This window comes from Paraburkholderia sp. J7, assembly GCF_905220155.1.
GTDB lineage: Bacteria > Pseudomonadota > Gammaproteobacteria > Burkholderiales > Burkholderiaceae > Paraburkholderia.
Window position 1 is genome coordinate 46,850 of sequence record NZ_CAJMYZ010000026.1, and the last position, 19,593, is coordinate 66,442.

A 19,593-nucleotide genomic window follows, 5' to 3' on the forward strand; every position below is an offset into this window, starting at 1 on the left:
CAATCCCTTTTCTTCGCTTTCTCGCCCACTCTGCCCAACGCGTGCCCAATGTGCGCCACGCGCGCCGGAGCCTCGCTTGAGTGCGCGCGAACTGCCCACGGGGCTGATGCTCGTTCACGGCAATCAGCCCGAGCGCATGCGCGACCTGATCGTGCACTGGATCGGGCAGAACCCGGTCGCGCCGCTCGAAAAGGAAATGTTCCTCGTGCAGAGCAACGGCATTGCGCAGTGGCTCAAGCTTGCGTTTGCCGCCGACCCTGAGGACGGCGGTTGCGGTATCGCGGCGGCGTTCGAAATGTCGCTGCCGTCGCGCTTCCTGTGGCAGGTGTATCGCGCGGTGCTCGGCAACGACGCGGTGCCCGCGGTCTCGCCGTTCGACAAGTCGCGCCTCGTCTGGCGTCTCATGCGCATGCTGCCGGCGTTGCTCGACGAGCCTGGTTATGAGCCGCTCAAACGCTTCATGGCCAACGACGAGGACCAGCGCAAGTGCTTCCAGCTCGCGCAGCGCGTGGCGGATTTGCTCGACCAGTACCAGGTCTATCGCGCGGACTGGCTCGCCGCGTGGGCCGCTAACGAGGACGTGCTGATCGATGCACGCAACGTGCGTACGCCGTTGCCCGAGGAGGCGCGCTGGCAGGCCGCGCTTTGGCGCGCGCTGCTCGCGGACGTGAGCGCGCAGGCGCCGGACGGCATCGGCCTGCGCGACACGGGCCGTGCCGCCGTGCACGAGGCATTCATGGCGCGCGCGCAATCGTGGCAGGAGGGCGATGCGCGGCCGAAGGGGCTGCCGCGCCGCCTCGTCGTATTCGGCATTTCAAGCCTCGCGCGCCAGTCGGTCGAAGTGCTCGCGGCGCTCGCGCGCTGGAGCCAGGTGCTGATGTGCGTGCACAACCCCTGCATGCACTACTGGGCCGACATCGTTGCGGACCAGGACCTGCTGCGCGCGCGCCACGCTCGCCAGCGCCGCCGCGCGGGCGCACCGGATCAGCTCGACGAGGCACAGCTGCATCTGCATTCGCAGCCGCTGCTCGCGGCGTGGGGTAAACAGGGCCGCGATTTCATCGGCCTGCTCGACGAATACGATAGCGACGAAGCGCGCGAGACCTACACGCCGCATTTCACGCGCATTGGCCAGCGTATCGATCTGTTCGACGGCGAAGACGCGCTCACTCTGCTCTCGCAGTTGCAGGACGACATTCGCGATCTGCGTCCGCTTGGCGAGACGCGCGAGCACTGGGAGCCTGTCGACATACAGGATGACGAATCAATTCGATTTCACGTTGCGCACAGCGCGCAACGCGAAGTGGAGATTCTGCACGACCGCCTGCTTGCGGCATTTGCGGCGGACCCCACATTGCGGCCGCGCGATGTGATCGTGATGGTGCCCGACATCGAGGTCTACGCGCCGCATATTCAGGCCGTGTTCGGCCTGCTCGACGGCAACGACCCGCGCAGTATCCCGTTCAGCGTAGCCGACCGCGCGCAGCGCGCGTTCGACCCGCTCATCGGCGCGCTGGAAATGCTGCTGTCGCTGCCGTACTCGCGCGTGACGGTGAGCGACGTGCTCGACCTGCTCGAAGTGCCGGCCGTGCGCGCACGCTTTGGCATCGATGTCGAAGACGTGCCGACGTTGCGCAACTGGATCGACGGCGCAAATATCCGCTGGGGATTGCACGCGGGCCAGCGCGCGAGCCTCGGGCTGCCCCAGGCAGACGAGCTGAACGCGCCCAATAGCTGGGCGTTCGGTTTGCGGCGCATGCTGCTGGGCTACGCCGCGGGCGAGCGCGCGGGGGCATGGCGCGACATCGAGCCGTACAGCGAAATCGGCGGCCTGGACGCCGCGTTGCTGGGCCCGCTCACGCGGCTCGTGGATGCGCTCGATCACGCATGGCGCACGCTGCGCGAACCGGCCACGGTGGACGCGTGGTGCGAACGTCTGCGCGACTTGAAGGCGGCTTTTTTTGAGGCCCAGGACGAAGACGCCTACACACTCGACCGCCTCGACGGCGCGCTCGAAACGTGGCGCGAAGCCTGCGACGAAGCCGCGCTCACGCAGGCGTTGCCGCTTGCCATCGTCGCGGAGAACTGGCTCGCGGCGCTCGAAGGCGGCGGCCTCTCGCAGCGCTTCTTCGCGGGCGCGGTGACGTTCGCCACGCTCATGCCGATGCGGGCCATTCCGTTCCGGCGCGTGTGCCTGCTCGGCATGAACGACGGCGACTATCCGCGCAGCCGCACGCCGCTCGACTTCGACCTCATGCGCCGCGACTACCGCCCGGGCGACCGCTCGCGCCGCGAAGACGACCGTTATCTGTTCCTCGAGGCGCTGCTCTCGGCGCGCGACCATCTGCACGTTTCGTGGATCGGCCGCAGCGTGACCGACAACACGCCGCGCCCGCCTTCGGTGCTGGTGGGGCAGTTGCGCGATCATCTGAAGGCCGGCTGGCGGCTCGACGGCGAAGAAGATGCCGATGGGGACGCGCTGCTCGACGCGTTGACCATCGAGCATCGCTTGCAGCCATTCAGCCCTGACTATTTTCCGCCGCGCCCGGAAGAGGCGACGCTCTACACGTATGCGCATGAGTGGGGCAAGCCTGCTGATGTGCGGCCCGCAGCCGAAGCCAACGCGCAAGTCCTGGCGCCCCCTGAACGCGACGAGCCGCTTTCGATTCGCGAGCTTGGCGAATTTCTGCGCGAGCCGGTGCGCAGCTTCTTCCGTCAGCGACTGCGCGTGGCCTTCGAAAGCGAAGACGCGGCGAGCGAGAATCACGAGCCCTTCGAGGTGGATGCGTTGCAGGCGTGGCAGTTGCAAAGCGAACTGATCCGCGCGCAGGTCAAGGCGATGGAGCGCGGCGAAGACGATCTCGAACCGGCCGCGCTTGCGCGCCTCGAGCGCATGCACCGCAGTGGCGATCTTGCGACGGGCGGCTTTGGCGAAGTGATCGGCGAAGAACTGCTTGCGCCCATGCCCGAGCTGTTCGCCGAATATCGCAAGGCGCTCGCGCGCTGGCCTGAGCCGCTCGAGCATCAATACGAAATTCGTCTCGATGCGATGCTGGAAGGCCGCACCGTTTCGCTAGACGACTGGCTCGGCGATTTGCGCGCGGGCCTGGACGGCGCGCTTGGCCGCGTGATTCTGGAGCCGGGCACGCTCGTGAAGGACAGCCGCTATCGCAGCGATCGTCTCGTGCCTTATTGGGTTGCGCACGTCGCCGCACAAATCGCGGCCGGACCGGTGACCACGGTGATCGTGAGCAAGGTGGGCGTGGCGGAGTTCGCGCCGCTCGATGCGCAGGTGGCGCGCGCCTATCTGCTGGCATTGCTCGCCGCATGGGACGACGGCGCACGACGGCCGTTGCCGCTCGCGGTGAAGACTGCGTTTGCGTGGCTGCGCAAGTTGCCGGACAGCTTCGACGGCGCGCGCGCCACGGTGCCGGCCGAAGCGTGGGAAGCCGCGTGCGCGGCATATGAAGGCAATGGACGCACGCCCGGCGAGCGCGAGGCGAATCCGTATCTGCGCCGCGCCTTCCCCGATTTCGAGGCGCTGGTCGCCCACGACGATTTCATCACGCTCGCCACGACGCTGTTGCTGCCGGTGAGCCGCGCGCCGCTCGCGTCGTCGCGTGCGAAGCGAGCCTCGAGCGAGGCAGGAGAAACGGCATGAATCCGCTCGGGACCATGGACGCACATGTACTGGAGCCGTTGCGCTTCCCGCTTTACGGTAGCCGCTTGATCGAGGCGAGCGCGGGCACGGGCAAGACCTTCACGATTGCCATGCTGTACGTGCGTCTCGTGCTCGGTCACGGCGCGCTCAATGCGGCAAGCGGCGAGGCGAATGCCGATGACGAGGCGCGCACGGCAGGCCGCGCGCTCACGCCGCCAGAGATTCTCGTGGTGACGTTTACCGACGCGGCGACGAAGGAGCTGCGCGAGCGTATTCGCGCGCGCCTTATCGAAGCGGCCGAATACTTTCGCGTAGCGCCGGATGACGTGCCCGAGCGCGAGCCCGGCGTCGACCTGTTGCATGACCTGCGCACAGAGTACTTGCCGGAGCAGTGGACTTCATGCGCGCGTCGCCTGCAACTCGCGGCCGAATGGATGGACGAGGCGGCCGTCTCGACGATCCACGGCTGGTGCAACCGCATGCTGAGCGAGCACGCGTTCGACAGCGACAGCCTCTTTTCGCAGACGCTCGAAACCGACCAGACGGAATTGCGCGCCGAAGTCGTGCGCGACTACTGGCGCACCTTCATGGCGCCGCTCGACGCGGCGAGCGCCGCCGAAGTGAGAGCATGGTTCGCGAGTCCGGACGAATTGCACAACGCAATACGCGGGCTGCTTCCCCACGCTGATCTTTTGCCGGATGCGAGCGACCCTGGCGCTGCGCTCGCAGACGCCCGCAAGCGCGCGCGCGACGAACTCGAAACGCTGAAGGCGCCCTGGCCCGTCTGGATCGACGAGGTCGAGGCGCTGCTGAACGCGGCGCGCGCGGCCAAACAGTTCGACGCCAGAAAGTTGAATTCTAAGCATAGCGAAACGTGGATCGGCAAGCTGCGCGACTGGGCCAACGATCCCGAGTCCGCGCATCCGGGCTTCGACGATAAGGCGGCCGTGTGGACGCGCCTCACGCCCGACGGCCTCGCCGAAATCTGGGTGAAGGGGGAGCCGCCGGACCATGCGGCCTTCGTGGCGATGCAAACGTTGCGCGAGTCGCTGGCCGCGCCGCCCGAGGCGAAGCAGGACCTGCTGTGCCACGCCGCGCGCTGGGTGGCGCGCCGCTTCGAGGAGGAAGAAGCGCGCCGCTCGCAAATGGGCTTCGACGATCTGCTCACGCGGCTGCGCGCGGCACTGCAGCGCGAGAACGGTGTGCGCCTCGCGGAAATCATCCGCAAGCAGTACCCGGTCGCGCTCATCGACGAGTTTCAGGACACGGACCCGGTCCAGTACCAGATCTTCGATTCTGTCTACCGTATCGCCGGGAATGACACCGAAACAGCTATCGTTCTGATCGGCGACCCGAAGCAGGCGATCTATGCGTTTCGCGGCGCGGATATTTACACCTACCTGCGCGCGCGCCGTGCCTGCGAAGGGCGGCTCTATACGCTCAAGAAGAATTTCCGCTCCACGCGCGCGATGGTCGAGGCGGTGAACCGCTGTTTCGAGGCGGCGGAATCGCGGCCCGAGGGAAGCGGTGCGTTTTTGTTTCGCAGCCCTGATGGACGCGAGAACGCATTGCCGTTCGTCGCTGCCGATGCGCATGGACGTGCCGAGAAGCTGGTCGCTGCCGGCGCGGCGCTGCCCGCGCTCAACGTTTTCTGGATGCCGCCTGCCGCGGAGGGCAAGCCGCTCAGCAAGGGCGCGTATCTTGCGGGCATGGCGGGGAGCTGCGCGACCGAGATGGTGCGCCTGCTCAACCTCGGTCAGGAACACGCAGCGGGTTTCTCGGGCGAACACGGCATGCGGCCGTTGCAGCCCGCCGACATGGCCGTGCTCGTCAACAACCGCAGCGAAGCGCAGGCGATACGCGAAGCGCTGGCCGCGCGCGGCGTGCGCAGCGTCTATCTCTCGGATCGCGATTCGGTCTACCAGACGCCGCAGGCGGAAGAGCTGCGCTACTGGCTGGCGGCCTGCGCCGAGCCCGACGACGGCCGCCTCGTGCGCACGGCGCTCGCCACGCCCACGCTCGGGCTCGAATGGGCCGAACTCGACCGGCTCGGGCACGACGAGATCGCGTGGGAGTCGCGCGTGCTGCAGTTCCGCGAGTACCGCGAATGCTGGCGCAGGAAGGGCGTGCTGCCGATGTTGCGCCGTCTCTTCAACGACTTTCATGTGCCGCAGCGCTTGCTTGGCGAGGCGGCTGGCGCAGGACTCAACGGCGAGCGCGCGCTCACGAACCTGCTGCATCTCGCCGAACTGCTGCAACAGGCGAGCACGCAGCTCGATGGCGAACACGCGTTGATCCGCTATCTCGACGAGCAGCGCGAAGACGAAAGCGCAGGCGGCGGGGGCGACGCGCGCCAGTTGCGTCTGGAGAGCGACGCGGGGCTCGTGCAAGTGGTCACGATTCACAAGTCGAAAGGTCTCGAATACCCGCTCGTGTTTTTGCCGTTCGCGTGCGCGCACCGCGCCGTCAAGCCCGACGACGTGCCGTTCAAGTGGCACGACGGCGAAGGCGAATTGCGCGTGACCCTCGAGGCGGACCCGCGCGTGCTGAGTCAGGCCGATCGCGAACGCCTCGGCGAAGATCTGCGCAAACTCTACGTTGCGCTGACGCGCGCGCGTTACGCGACGTGGGTCGGCTATGGACCGGTGCAGGGCGTCGAGGCAAGTGCATTCGGTTATCTCATGAGGGGCGGCGCGGCTATTCCTGCTGAGGAAACCGAAGCATTGCTCGATGCGTTGCGCGGACCGTGCGCGGATATCGCCGTGGCGAGCGCTCCCGAAGCGCGTCGCGACGCGCTCGCGCTGCGCGACACCGGTGCCGTGCGCGGCGAAGCGCGCACCCTTGCCCATCGCGAGCGCGAACGCTGGTGGATCGCGAGCTATTCGAGCCTGAAGACGGTCGAAACGTCGATCGGGTCGGGCGTTCCCGTCGAAGCGGACGACGCGCGCGGCGCGCCCGACACGCGCAGCGAGGACGTGTTCCTCGAACTGCTCGATGCGAGCGTGCCACCCGAGGACGACGAGGCGTTCGCAAGCGCCGGGCAAGCGCTCGTCGCCCCCGCGCTCGCGCCGATGCACGGCTTCGAGCGCGGCGCGGACGCAGGCACCTTCCTGCACGAACTGATGGAGTGGGCGGCCAACGAAGGCTTCGCCGAAATCGCACTAGACGAAGCGCGGGTGCGCGACATGGTGGCGCGCCGTTGCAGCGTGCGCGGCTGGTCGCACTGGATCGAAACGCTCACGGCGTGGATGCTGGAACTCGTGCGCACGCCGCTGCGCCTGCCCGATATCGAAGGCGAGCGTGTGGCGAGCGTGGCGTTCGCGCAGTTCGCGCCCGGTGCGTATATGGCCGAACTGGAGTTCTGGGTCACGGCACACGCCGTCGATACGCTGGCAATCGATGCCCTCGTCACTGAATTCACGCTGGACGGCGAGGCGCGCCCCGCGCTCGACGCCGCCACGCTCAATGGCATGCTCAAGGGCTTCATGGATCTGGTGTTCGAACACGAAGGCCGCTACTACGTGGCCGACTACAAGTCGAACTGGCTCGGTCCCGACGATGCTTCGTATACGACCGCGAAAATGCGCGCGCAGATTCTCCATTCGCGTTACGAGCTGCAATACGTGCTCTATTTGTTCGCGCTGCACCGCCTGCTCAAGGCGCGTTTGCCCGATTACGACTACGACCGCCACGTGGGCGGAGCCGTCTATCTGTTCCTGCGTGGCGGCCGCGCGCCGGGGCAGGGGCTGCATTGCGAGCGGCCGCCGCGTGAGTTGATCGAACGACTCGACGCGCTCTTCGCGCGTCGCAACGCGCTGGAGGACGTGGCATGACGAGGCGCCGCACGAAAGGGCAGGACGGCCTCACCGGCGATCTGTTCGAGAATCTGGACATGCCGGACGCCGAGCCGCAAGCGGGGACGGGCGGCGCGCGCGAAACGCCCGCGCACATGCTCGGCGTGCTCGACAACTGGGTGGAGCGCGGCTGGCTGCGTACGCTCGATGCCGCATTCGCGCGCTTTCTGTGGACCGAAGCGCCGCACAGTGAGCCGTTGTTGCTGCTCGCGGCCGCGCTGGCGAGCCATCAACTCGGGCGCGGTCACGTGTGTCTCGACCTGAAGGCCACGCTGGAGGACCCGGCGTTCGCGCTTTCCCTGCCGCCCGATGGACCGCAGGTGCTGGCCGCGGTGCCGGCGCAGCCGCCTGCCGAAGTGCTCGCGGGCGTCACGCTCGCGCAATGGCGCGCGGCGCTCGCTGCGCCCGATCTGGTGAGCGAAGAGACCGCGGCTACCGACGTTGCAGCGGGCAACGCGCCGCTCGTGCTCGTGGGCACGCGGCTTTATTTGCGGCGCTACTGGCAATACGAGCAGGACGTGCGCGAGGGGATCGAGCGCCGGCTTGGCCGCGCCGCACGGCTCGAAGCCGCGCTGCCGCTCGACGTCGCGCGCGCGGCGCTCGATGCGCTGTTCGCGCCGCGCAGCGGCGAGATGCGCACCGCCGACTGGCAAAAGCTCGCTTGCGCGCTCGCCGCACGCAGCGCGTTCAGTATCGTCACGGGCGGCCCGGGCACCGGCAAAACGACTACGGTCGTGAGATTATTGGCACTCCTGCAAACACTTGCGCTGGGCCGCGCAGGGCAGGGAACGCCCGCCTCGCGGCCGTTGCGCATTCGCCTTGCCGCGCCCACCGGCAAGGCCGCAGCGCGGTTGAACGAATCGATTGCGGGCGCGGTGGAGCGGCTGCCGTTCGACGCGCTGCAGGCACACGTAGATGCCGTGGCGCTGCGCAAGGCGATTCCGACTGTCGTGACCACGCTGCATCGCGTGCTGGGCACGCGGCCAGGCAGCCGGCGCTTCCGCCACGACGCCGCGAACCCGCTGCCTGTGGACGTGCTCGTAATCGACGAGGCCTCGATGGTGGACCTCGAAATGATGGCCGCCGTGCTCGACGCGCTGCCGCCCACCGCGAGGCTCATCCTGCTTGGCGACAAGGATCAGCTCGCGTCGGTCGAAGCGGGCGCGGTGCTCGGCGAACTGTGCGACCGGGCGCGCGAAGGCCATTACACGCAGGCGTCGCGCGCGTGGCTCGAAGCTGCCACCGGCGAGCGTATCGAAGCCGCCATGCTCGACGCGCACGGTCTGCCGCTCGACCAGGCCATCGCGATGCTGCGCGAGAGCCATCGTTTTGCATCGGAAAGCGGTATCGGCGCGCTGGCCGAACTTGTCAATACGGGCGATGCCGTGGGTGTCGCGAAGATCTGGTCACGCGGATACGAGGATCTCGCGCGGCTCGTCTGTCCCGCCGACGATGACGGTCCGTTGCGCTCGCTGATCGTCGATGGCCGTGTGGGAGGGCAAAGCGCCGCCCAGCGCCAGGGCTACCGGCACTACCTGGAAACGATGCGAACGACGCGGCCCGAACCCGGCGCCACGACCGATGCGCTTTCCGCCTGGGCCGCGGGGGTGCTGAAAGCGCACGGCGCGTTCCAGCTGCTGTGCGCGCTGCGGCGCGGTCCGTGGGGCGTCGAAGGCCTGAACCGGCGCGTCGCGCGCCTGCTGCAGGAAGAAGGACTCATCGAACCGTATGGCGACTGGTACGCGGGCCGGCCCGTGCTCGTCATGCACAACGACTACGAGCTTGGACTCATGAACGGCGATATCGGCGTCGCGCTGGCGTTGCCCGTTGCGGCAGGCGCGCCGCCCGTGTTGCGCGTGGCGTTCCCGGCCGGCGACGGCTCGGGCGGCGTGAAGTGGGTGTCGCCGAGCCGACTGCAAGGCGTGGAAACCGTGTTCGCGCTCACCGTCCACAAATCGCAGGGCTCGGAGTTCACGCACGCCGCGCTCGTGTTGCCCGATACGTACAGCCCCATTCTCACGCGCGAACTCGTCTACACCGGCATCACGCGTGCGCGGTCGTTTCTTACGCTTGCAGTGCCCGAGGGCCGTTCCGTGCTCGATCGCGCGGTGCTCGCCAAGGTGCAGCGCGCAAGCGGCCTCATGGCAGGGCTCGCGCGCGACGCGCAGGCCGCATGAGCGGTAAGCAAAACAGTCGAGGGCCGCTTATGGCGGCCCTCGACTTGTGCTGCATCTCGCTCGCGTGGAGCGTGACGCTTAAACGATCGTGAGCGTCACGTCGATGTTGCCGCGCGTGGCGTTCGAGTACGGGCACACGATATGGGCCTTGTCGACGAGCGCCTGGGCGGCCGCGCGGTCCATGCCGGGCAGCGAAATCTTCAGTTCGACTTCAATGCCGAAGCCATTCGGAATCTGGCCGATGCCGACATTGCCGGTAATCGAAACATCGGCGGGCAGGGCAATCTTGTCGCGCGCCGAGACGAACTTCATCGCACCGATGAAGCACGCGCTATAGCCCGCGGCAAACAGCTGCTCGGGGTTCGTGCCGTCGCCGCCCGCGCCGCCGAGTTCACGCGGCGTGGTGAGCTTGAGGTCCAGGTGGCTGGCGGGGACGACGGCGCGGCCATCGCGGCCACCGGTGACGTTGGCTTCGGCGCGGTAGAGGACTTTTTCGATCGACATGACAGGCTCCTTTGAGCAAAGACGGTTCGGTAAAGGTAAATAAGGGTACGGCGGAGTACAGCGTCCAATTTACTGGTGCAAGGCGACAGCCATGTGCACCAGGGTCCAGCAGAAGAGCAGCGCTTGCGAATTTCCGGTCGTCAGCTTTTGCATTCTATCTATTGCCAGATAGATTTCCGGCCGTCGAAACACACTCATGATGCTCCTCCTTTTAACTATCTATCAGAAGATAGAACCAAGGGGCTAATAAAAGAGGCGGCTAGCCGCCCCGCATTACGGGCAAAAAAATCCTTCACTGCGCCACGCGCCACATGGCTTCGACATCTTCGAGGCGCGACTTCGTATGAAACAAGCGGCTCGCCAGCACGCTGCCCTGCAAGGCCGCGAACAACGTGCGGGCCGCGCTTTCGGGCTTGCTCTTCACGACCAGCGTGCCTTCTTTCGCGCCTTGGGCCAGCACCTCGGCCAGCCAGTTTTCGTTGGCGCGGAAGAATGCCTGCACAGCCTGACGCACGGTTTCCGGCAGCGACTCGATGTCGGCGGCCAGCATGCCGCACAGACAGATCTGGTGGCCGTCGCCGAGCGTCTTGCCGAAGAGCCGCGTGTACGTAGCGAGCTTTTCGCGCGCCGGGAGCGCTGCGTCGATCGACTGCAATCCCGCCATGACTTCGCCGCTGTATTGGCTTACCGCCTCCAGCACCAGGTCGTCTTTCGACGGGAAGTAATAGTGGATGCTCGACGTTTTCACGCCCACCAGCTCAGACAGGTCGCGGTAGCTGAACCCGTTGTACCCCCGCAGCATCATGAGTGTGATGGCGTGGTCCAGAACCTGCTCCCGCACTGTCAACTTCGTATCCATGGCTTCTAATTTATCTACTGGAAGATAGATTGTCAAGCGCCTCATGCAAAAAAGTTTTGGGGCGCCGGGCGCGACCGCTGGGCCGCGTCCGGCAGGGCAGTGTCAGATACCGCGATGTCCGGCGCTGAAAACAAGGCGCAGGCCCAGCGCCGCGATGGCGCCAGCGGCAATGCGGTCGATCCAGCCTTTGGCGCGCAGGTAGAGATCGCGCGGACGCTGGCTCGAAAAGCACAGCGCGACGACCGTATACCAGCCGGTTTCGATCGCGAACACGAGCGGCGGCAACGCGAAGTAGCACCACAGCGGCGGGTTATGCGGCAGGAGCGCAACGAAGATGCCGCCATAGGCAATGGCCGTTTTCGGGTTGCTCAACTGGGTGGTGAGGCCGCTCCAGTACGACTTGCCGGGGCGCTCGTCCGGTGCGGCCGTCTTGCTTACCGTGACCGGCGTGCCGGCGCCGCGCCAGATGCGCGAAGCGATGTAGAGCAGATAGGCGCCGCCCGCAATCTTGAGCGCAGCGTACAGCCAGGCCACGGTGGCGAGCAGGGTGTAGAGCCCGGCGAGCGCGATGCCCGCGAAGCAGATCGCACCCGTGCCCATGCCGAGCGCAGTGGCGACGCCGTCACGGCGCGATAAACCGATCGAGTTGCGCGCGACGAGTACGAAGCTCGGGCCAGGGCTCATGGCCCCGAGTAGAACGGCGAGGAGAATGCTGGCAACGGCGGCGAGAGGAGACATGCTGGCGGCTCCATGCGAGAGGGAATCCCGAACACTAACATGCGCAGCAACGCGCCGCGAGGGCTCCCCGCTGGCGCCGCAGGAGTGTGCCGGCCGCCTGAATAATGCTTAGTTATTCTGAGCGATTGTGCTTGTCGCGCTCGCGATTCCAGTGGTGCAGCAGCACACGCGTTTGTTCCGCGATGCTCGCCTTCAGGAAGTCGGCCTTCGCGCGGTCGATATCGTCCCAGCCGAGCATCGTGAGCGTGGAGCGGCGTGCGATGAAGAACAGCAGAAACTGCCCGTACAAACTGAACATGCGCACCACGGTGAGCGGATCGTCGGCCGGCATGCCGGTAATGCGCTCGAGCAGTTGCACGTTGATGGTGTTCAGCGGCGTGCGCACGCGCTCACGCAGGATTTCCGAGCCGATCTCCGGCTCGCCGCCGCCCTGTTCGCGCGCGAAGAAGAGGCGCTGGTCCGGCCCGTGCTGCTTGACGAAGGAACGGTCGGCCACGGCCGACTGGATGTCGATGAACGCGTCGATCAGCGCTTCGATGTCCGCGTTGCGTTCGAGCGCAACGCGTGCGCGCTGCACGGCCGGCGCAAACGACTGCCACGACTCGTCGGCGATCCACTCCGCGCAGGCGCGGTAGAGGCCTTCCTTGTTCTCGAAGTAATACTGCAACGCCGGCGCGTTCACACCCGCGCGCGCGGCGATGTCGCGCGTGGAGGCGCCGTCGAAGCCGTGCTGTCCAAACAGGCTGATCGCCGCCTCGATGATCTTGCGGCGTGTCTCGTCGCCACGCGCATAGCCTCCTTCGGACGAACGTCGCAGTTTCTTACCTTCGCTCATGCATTTCCTTTCGTATCCCTGCGAAATATAACACTTGACACAGTTTTTCCAAGTGGAATAATTTTGCCGACTGGAATAAATTGAGAAACAACAATATGTCTACGACTGCAGGCGCGCCCGGACGCGATGTTCCGGACGCCGCCACTGCGCCCGCGCGAAGCGGCGCGAAACGAACCCTTCTGATCCTGCTGGGACTCGCGGCGCTCGTCGCCGCGGCGGTGTGGCTTGGCCACTGGTGGGTCGTCGGGCGCTTCATCGAATCCACTGACGACGCCTATCTGCAGGCCGACAGCGTGACGATTGCGCCGAAGGTGAGCGGCTACGTCACCGACGTCTACGTGGCCGACAACCAGGCCGTGAAGGTGGGCGATCCGCTCGTGAAACTCGACGCGCGCCAGTATCAGGTCGCGCTCGACCAGGCGCAGGCCACTGTCGATGCGCGCACGGCTGACATCGAGCATGCACAGGCGCAGATCGAGCAGCAGCGGGCGAACGTCGTTCAGGCACAGGCGCAGCAGGAAGTCGCCCAGGTGAGCCTGCGCCACGCGAACGACGAAGTGGCGCGCTACGCACCGCTCGCGGCGACCGGTGCGGAAACGACCGAGCGGCTGGCCGAACTCAAGAGCGAACGCGACAAGGCACAGGCCACGCTCGCCGCCGACGCTGCCGCCGTCACGTCCGCCCGCTCGCAGATCTCGGCGGTGAACGCCCAACTTTCGCAGGCGCGCGCGCAGCTCGAAGCGGCGCGTGCGAGTGCCGCGCAGTCGCAACTCGACCTCGACAACACAGTGGTGAAGAGCGCGCTTGCGGGCCGCGTGGGCGACCGCAGCGTGCGCGTGGGCCAGTACGTGCAGCCGGGCACGCGCATGCTGACTGTCGTGCCGGTGCAAAGCACTTACCTCACGGCGAACTTCAAGGAAACGCAGATTGGCCGCATGCGAGCGGGCCAGCCCGTGGAACTGCATGTCGACGCGCTGCCTGGCCACACGCTGCACGGCGTGGTGGACAGCTTCTCGCCGGGCACGGGTGCGCAGTTCGCGCTCTTGCCGCCGGAGAACGCCACCGGCAACTTCACGAAGATCGTGCAGCGCGTGCCGGTGCGCATCCGCCTCGAAACCGGGCCGGAAACGCGCAGCGTATTGCTGCCGGGCATGTCGGTGACGGTCGATGTCGACACGCGCTCCGCGCGCGAGGACGACCGCCGTATCGATCAAGAGAACCACCGTGGCGAATAAGGCTGCGGCAGCAGTGCCGCATCCGCATGGCGAGCGCGCGAGTGTCGCCGACTGGATCGCCGTGGCGGCGGGCGCGCTCGGCGCGTTGATGGCGACGCTCGACATCTCGATCACGAACTCGGCGCTGCCGCAGATCCAGGGGCAAATTGGCGCGACGGGCACCGAAGGCACGTGGATCTCCACGGGCTATCTGATGTCCGAGATCGTGATGATTCCGCTCGCCGCGTGGCTCACGCGTGTATTCGGTCTGCGAAATTTCCTGCTGGCGAACTCGGCGCTGTTCATCGCTTTTTCGATGATGTGCGGCTGGTCGAACACGCTTGGCATGATGATCGCCGGGCGCATTGGCCAGGGCTTCACTGGGGGCGCGATGATCCCGACCGGCCAGACCATCATCCGCACGCGCCTGCCGCTTTCGCAGCTGCCCGTGGGCATGACGGTGTTCGGCCTGATCGTGCTGCTCGGGCCGCTGCTCGGGCCAGTCGTGGGCGGCTGGCTCGCGGAGAACATCAGCTGGAGCTGGTGCTTCTTCATCAACCTGCCGGTGTGTCTCGCGCTCATCACGCTGCTGATCGTCGGGCTCGAACCCGACCGGCCGCACTGGGAATCCTTTCTCAAGGCGGACTGGCTCGGCATTATCGGCTTGGCGGTGGGGCTTAGCTCGCTGACCGTCGTGCTCGAAGAGGGGCAGCGCGAACGCTGGTTCGAGTCGCATTTCATCGTCACGCTCACGTGGGTCACGCTCGCGGGCATGGCGCTCATCGCGCTTTCGCAGTTCACCGCGAAAAAGCCCATTCTGCGCCTCTCGCTCATGCGCAATCCGCGTTATGCGAGCGTGATCATCATCGTGTTCGCGGTGGGGGCCGGGCTTTACGGCATTTCGTACCTGCTGCCGCAGTTTTTGAGCCTCGTGGCCGGCTACAACGCCCAGCAGTCCGGCGCGATCATGCTGCTTTCGGGGCTGCCCGCGTTCCTCGTGATGCCGATCTTGCCGCGCTTGCTGGGCAAGGTGGATTTCCGCATCCTCGTGGTGTCCGGGCTGCTGCTCTTCACGCTGAGCTGCATGCTCGATATTTCGCTCACGGCGCAGAGTGTGGGCCACGATTTCGTGTGGTCGCAGCTCGTGCGCGGCGTGGCGCAGATGCTCGCGATGATGCCGCTCAACCAGGCTTCGATGGCGGCGGTGTCGCGCGAAGATTCCGGCGACGCGGCCGGGCTCTACAACATGGCGCGCAACCTGGGCGGCTCGGTCGGCCTTGCGATCATCGGCACGCTCATCGACCGGCGCGAGGCTTTCCATAGCGCCGTGCTGCGCGAATCGCTGAGCGCCAATTCGATCATCGGCCAGGAGCGTGTGGCTTCGAGCGCGGCCAGCTGGTTCACGCAGACAGGCGACATGGCGCACTCGCAAATGCAGGCGCTCGGCCAGATTGCGGCGCAGATCTCGCAGCAATCGATGGTCATCACGTACTCCGAAACATTCTGGGTGCTCGGCATCGCACTGGCGGCATGCGTGCCGCTCGCGCTCCTGCTCAAGAAGCCGCAGCCCGGCGCGCAAGCGCCGTCCGGCGGCCACTGAAGATTATCTCTGACTCATGACGGCAACCCGTTACTCCCGTTTTCCTTATACCGCGTTGAGCGTGCTCGCTGCCGCCTGCGCGCTGGCCGCTTGCACCGTGGGTCCCGACTATCGCGGCGCACCGGCCGTAGCGCCCGAAGCGGCGAATTCCGCGTCGTTCATGCGCACACCGGCGCAAGGCGTGACACCCGCGCGTGCGCCGAGCCAATGGTGGCTCGCACTGAACGACCCGCAACTGAATACGCTGATCGAAGCGGCGCTCGTCCACAATCCCGATGTGCGCGCGGCGCAGGCGCGTTTGCGCGCCTCACGCGCGCAACTGCAGCAGCAACGCGCCGCCGAACTGCCGAAGGTCGGCGCAAGCGCGGCGGCGATCCGCATGCGCGAGCCGAACCTGAGCGCATTGACGTCGGGCAGCAGCTCGGGGCAGAGCGGTTCTTCGGGCGGCGGCCCGATCACGTTCTACACGGCGGGTTTCGACGCGTCGTGGGAGATCGACCTGTTCGGCGGCACGCGCCGCGCCGTGGAAGCGGCGAGCGACGAGGCCGATGCCGTGAACGCCGATCTTGCGGACACCCAGGTATCGCTTGCCGCCGAAGTCGCACAAGCCTACATCGACCTGCGCGACGAGCAGCAGCGCCTCGCCATCGCGCAGCACACGGCGCAACTGCAGCAGGAGATGCTCACGCTCACCGAGCAGCGACGCGCAGGCGGCACCGCCGCCGAAGTCGACGTGGAGCGGCTCACCACGCAGGTGGAAAACACGCGCTCCACCCTTACGCCGCTCGCGGCGCAAGTGGAAATATCGCTGGATCAGCTGGCGGTGCTCACGGGCAAGGCGCCTGGCGCGCTGGACGCGGAGCTTGCCACGGCGCAGCCGCTGCCCATGCTGCCCGCAAGCGTGCCGGTGAGCGATCCCACCACGATGCTTGCGCAACGTCCTGACATTCGCGCGGCGGAGCGTCGTCTCGCCTCGAGCAACGCGCAGATCGGCGAGCACGTAGCGGACTTCCTGCCCAAGCTCACGCTGTTCGGCGACCTCGGCTTTTCGGCGGCGGAGCCGGGCCACCTGTTCCGCAAGAACAATTTCAGCTGGGTAGGGGCGCCGTATCTGCAGTGGAACCTGTTCGACTTCGGGCGCACGTTGGGCGCGGTGCGGGGCGCAGAAGCGTCGCGCGACGAAGCCGAGGCGCGCTACGAAAAGGCCGTGCTGGCGGCGCTGCAGGACGCAAACGCTTCGCTCTCGCGCTATGGCTATCAGCGCGAGCATCTCGTGACCTTGCAGAAAGTGCAGGTTTCCGCCGAGCGTTCCGCGACGCTCATGCGCCAGCGCTATCGCGCCGGGGCGTCGAGCCTTGTCGATCTGCTCGACACGCAGCGCACGGAATTCACCGCGCAGCAGAACGTGGTGTCAGGCCAGGCTGATCTGCTCAAGGACTTCGTGTCGCTGCAGAAGAGCCTGGGTCTCGGCTGGCAGACCACGACGACGGCCACGGCCGCTGCAGGGGCAACGCCGGGCTAACCGGGTTCGGCGCTCGCATGCTCGTGCGCGGCCGGCTCGCAATAGCCGAGCCGCGCCGAGATCGCCGCGCCCGCGCGCTTGAGCAGGGCGACATAGTGCGCTTTCGTGTCCGCGCCGCAGCGCATGGTCGGAAACGAGATCGAGAGGCCGGCGATCACATGCCCGAAGCGGTCGAACACCGGCACGGCCAGGCACTGCAAACCCTCTTCCTGTTCCTCGTTGTCTTCGCCATAGCCTTGTTCGCGCACGTGCGGGAGTATGTTCAGCACCGCGTCGGCGGATGTGAGCGTCTTTTGCGTGGACTTTCTGAATTCCACGTGCGAGAGCGTTTCCTGCGCGTTGGCGGGCGGCATGAACGCGAGCAGCACCTTGCCGATGGCGGTGCTATGCAGCGGATTGCGCCTGCCGATGCGCGACTGCATGCGCAGGCCGTAATCGCAGTCGATCTTGTGGATGTAGATGATCGCGTCTTCGTCGAATGCGCCCAGGTGCACCGCTTCGCGCGTGGCCTGCGCGATGCGCCGCATTTCGATGTCGGCCTCGCGCACGAGGTCGACGCTTTCGAGCGCCTTCGCGCCCAGTTCGAACAGCCGGATCGTCAGACGATAGCGGTCAGTCTCGACTTCCTGCGCGACATAGCCTAGCGCCTTCAGCGTTTGCAGCACGCGGTGCACGGTGGTTTTGGAAAGCGCGAGGCGCTGCGAAAGCTCGCTGATGCCGATCGGCCCCTTCTCGCCGAGCGCGCCGAGGATCGCGAACACGCGGCCGATCGACGAGACCGATTCGCCTTTTTCCGTGCTGCTGTCCGTTTCGTTCATTGCGTGCTCCTGTGCGCCGCGCTGCCCCATACCCGAATTTGCTGCTTTTTCTACGCTTGCCGCCATTGTTGCTGGTCCCTGTGACTCTCTGACGGGAGCATACCGCGTCCCACGCGCGCCGCGCGGACTAGCGCGCAAGCCAGCCGCCGTCCACGGCGAGCGTGTGGCCGTGCACGTAATCCGACGCCGCCGAGGCGAGAAACACCACGGGCCCCGCGAGATCGTCCGGTGCGCCCCAGCGGGCGGCGGGAATGCGGTTGAGGATCTCGCCGTTGCGTTGGGCGTCGTCGCGCAACGCGGCGGTGTTCGCGGTCGCCATATAACCGGGCGCGATCGCGTTCACGTTGATGCCGTGCGCGGCCCATTCGTTCGCGAGCAGGCGCGTGAGGCCCAGCACGCCGCTTTTCGAGGCCGTATAGGAAGCGACGCGAATGCCGCCCTGAAACGACAGCATCGACGCGATATTGATGATCTTGCCGCCGCTGCCCTGCGCGACGAACTGGCGCGCCGCCGCCTGGGCGAGAAAGAACACGCTCTTGAGATTGACGTCCATGACGGCGTCCCAGTCGTCCTCGCCGAAGGTGAGGGCGTCATCCCGGCGAATCACGCCGGCATTGTTCACGAGGATGTCGACCCGTCCACAGGCTTCGACCGCTGCGTGCACGATGTCCTCCACCGGCGCGATCGAACCGAGGTCGGCACGCACGTCGACGAAGCGGCGTCCCAGGGCCTCGACGCGTGCAGGCGTGTCGCCGGGCCCGGCGCGGCAAACGCCGACGACGTCGCAACCGGCCTGTGCGAGTGCGAGCGCCATGCCGGCGCCGAGCCCCGTGTTGCTGCCGGTGACGATGGCGATCTTGCCGCTGAGATCGAATGGATTGAACGTGCTGGATGCCATGAGTGCGCGGGCCTCGTATCGTGGATCTATGCCAGAGCGTGGTTCAGCGCAGGTCGCGTACCGCAAGATGGTCCATGTCGCCGAACACCTGGTTCTCCCCGACCATGCCCCAGATGAACGTATAGGCGCGCGTGCCGACACCCGAGTGAATCGACCAGCTCGGCGAGATCACCGCCTGCTCGTTGTGCACGAGGATGTGCCGCGTTTCATGCGGCTCGCCCATCATGTGGAAGACCGCGGCGTCGTCGGCCACGTTGAAATAGAAGTACACCTCCATGCGCCGCTCGTGCGTGTGGCACGGCATGGTGTTCCAGAGGCTGCCGGGTTCGAGTTGGGTCATGCCCATCGAAAGCTGGCAGGTGGGCAGCACCTCGGGCACGATGAACTTGTAGATCGTGCGGCGGTTGCTCGTGGTGGCTTCGCCGAGCGTTTGCGGAGACGCTTCGGATAACGAAATGGTGCGTGTGGGATATGCGGTATGCGCGGGCGCGCAATTGAGGTAGAACTTCGCGGGCCGCGCCGGATCGTCGCTGCCGAATGCGACCGCCTGTGCGCCCTTGCCGATATAGATCGCCTCCTCGTTGCGCACCGTGTGGCGCACGCCATCCACGTCGACCCAGCCGTCGCCGCCAATATTGATCGCGCCCAGTTCGCGCCGCTCCAGCAGATAGCTCACGCCGATCGACTTGCCGAGCGCGGCGCTCACCTCGACCGCGCGCGTGGCGGGAAACGCGCCGCCCACGATGATGCGGTCCACGTGGCTGTAGGTGAGTTTCAGCGCATCGGGTTCGAATACCTGTTCGATCAGGAACTCGCGACGCAATCCCGCCGTGTCGAGCGTCTTCGCGTAGTCGCTGTTGAGGCTTTGTCTGACTTCCATGCCATGTCTCCGTTGGATGGGCGGCGCGCCGTC

Annotated in this window: 13 protein-coding genes; 6 read left to right on the forward strand and 7 right to left on the reverse strand. The window is 66.4% G+C overall.

From position 1 onward, the window contains the following. Nucleotides 1-76: 76 nt before the first annotated feature. Genes recC through recD form a run of 3 tightly spaced genes read left to right on the forward strand, consistent with a single transcriptional unit; the run spans nt 77 to nt 9,692 of the window. Nucleotides 77-3,661 (forward strand): exodeoxyribonuclease V subunit gamma, encoded by a 3,585-nt coding sequence (recC, locus tag U5A58_RS33300; RefSeq protein WP_321964616.1) that lies wholly within the window; start codon nt 77-79, stop codon nt 3,659-3,661. Further along, complete coding sequence (gene recB / locus U5A58_RS33305) at nt 3,658-7,494, forward strand: exodeoxyribonuclease V subunit beta (protein ID WP_321964617.1); 3,837 nt, start codon at nt 3,658-3,660, stop codon at nt 7,492-7,494. The genes recC and recB overlap by 4 nt, the downstream gene beginning before the upstream one ends. Then, the gene (recD, locus tag U5A58_RS33310) at nt 7,491-9,692 is read left to right on the forward strand and encodes an exodeoxyribonuclease V subunit alpha (RefSeq protein ID WP_321964618.1); all 2,202 of its coding nucleotides are present in this window, start codon (nt 7,491-7,493) and stop codon (nt 9,690-9,692) included. Before recB ends, recD begins: the two co-directional genes overlap by 4 nt. A 78-nt stretch (nt 9,693-9,770) precedes the next feature. Here recD and U5A58_RS33315 read toward each other — a convergent pair whose 3' ends face one another. The 4 genes from U5A58_RS33315 to U5A58_RS33330 all read right to left on the reverse strand — a co-directional run bounded on the left by U5A58_RS33315 (nt 9,771) and on the right by U5A58_RS33330 (nt 12,628). After that, entirely contained in the window at nt 9,771-10,196 is a 426-nt protein-coding gene (locus U5A58_RS33315) for an organic hydroperoxide resistance protein (RefSeq protein WP_321964619.1), read from the reverse strand. Nucleotides 10,197-10,488: 292 nt separating this feature from the next. Beyond that, complete coding sequence (locus U5A58_RS33320; RefSeq protein ID WP_321964620.1) at nt 10,489-11,055, reverse strand: TetR/AcrR family transcriptional regulator; 567 nt, start codon at nt 11,053-11,055, stop codon at nt 10,489-10,491. Nucleotides 11,056-11,157: 102 nt separating this feature from the next. Further along, complete coding sequence (locus tag U5A58_RS33325; RefSeq protein WP_321964621.1) at nt 11,158-11,793, reverse strand: LysE family translocator; 636 nt, start codon at nt 11,791-11,793, stop codon at nt 11,158-11,160. A gap of 112 nt (nt 11,794-11,905) precedes the next feature. Further along, nucleotides 11,906-12,628, reverse strand: a complete 723-nt coding sequence (locus tag U5A58_RS33330) for a CerR family C-terminal domain-containing protein (RefSeq protein ID WP_321964622.1) — start codon at nt 12,626-12,628, stop codon at nt 11,906-11,908. A gap of 95 nt (nt 12,629-12,723) precedes the next feature. Between U5A58_RS33330 and U5A58_RS33335 the strand changes: the two genes are divergently transcribed. Genes U5A58_RS33335 through U5A58_RS33345 form a run of 3 tightly spaced genes read left to right on the forward strand, consistent with a single transcriptional unit; the run spans nt 12,724 to nt 16,964 of the window. Further along, a complete protein-coding gene (locus tag U5A58_RS33335) occupies nt 12,724-13,863 on the forward strand; it encodes an HlyD family secretion protein (RefSeq protein WP_321933543.1) in 1,140 nt (379 codons plus the stop codon). Continuing rightward, the gene (locus tag U5A58_RS33340) at nt 13,853-15,442 is read left to right on the forward strand and encodes an MDR family MFS transporter (protein WP_415774334.1); all 1,590 of its coding nucleotides are present in this window, start codon (nt 13,853-13,855) and stop codon (nt 15,440-15,442) included. Before U5A58_RS33335 ends, U5A58_RS33340 begins: the two co-directional genes overlap by 11 nt. A 16-nt stretch (nt 15,443-15,458) precedes the next feature. Further along, complete coding sequence (locus U5A58_RS33345; protein ID WP_321964624.1) at nt 15,459-16,964, forward strand: efflux transporter outer membrane subunit; 1,506 nt, start codon at nt 15,459-15,461, stop codon at nt 16,962-16,964. On the opposite strand, the gene kdgR is transcribed toward U5A58_RS33345, so the two are convergent. The 3 genes from kdgR to kduI all read right to left on the reverse strand — a co-directional run bounded on the left by kdgR (nt 16,961) and on the right by kduI (nt 19,560). After that, nucleotides 16,961-17,782 (reverse strand): DNA-binding transcriptional regulator KdgR, encoded by an 822-nt coding sequence (kdgR, locus tag U5A58_RS33350; RefSeq protein ID WP_321964625.1) that lies wholly within the window; start codon nt 17,780-17,782, stop codon nt 16,961-16,963. The genes U5A58_RS33345 and kdgR overlap by 4 nt on opposite strands. A gap of 127 nt (nt 17,783-17,909) precedes the next feature. Then, nucleotides 17,910-18,680 (reverse strand): 2-dehydro-3-deoxy-D-gluconate 5-dehydrogenase KduD, encoded by a 771-nt coding sequence (kduD, locus tag U5A58_RS33355; protein WP_321909282.1) that lies wholly within the window; start codon nt 18,678-18,680, stop codon nt 17,910-17,912. Between the two features lie 43 nt (nt 18,681-18,723). Continuing rightward, nucleotides 18,724-19,560 carry a 5-dehydro-4-deoxy-D-glucuronate isomerase gene (kduI, locus tag U5A58_RS33360; RefSeq protein ID WP_321964626.1) on the reverse strand — a complete coding sequence of 279 codons (837 nt, stop codon included), beginning with the start codon at nt 19,558-19,560 and terminating at the stop codon, nt 18,724-18,726. Nucleotides 19,561-19,593 lie beyond the last annotated feature (33 nt).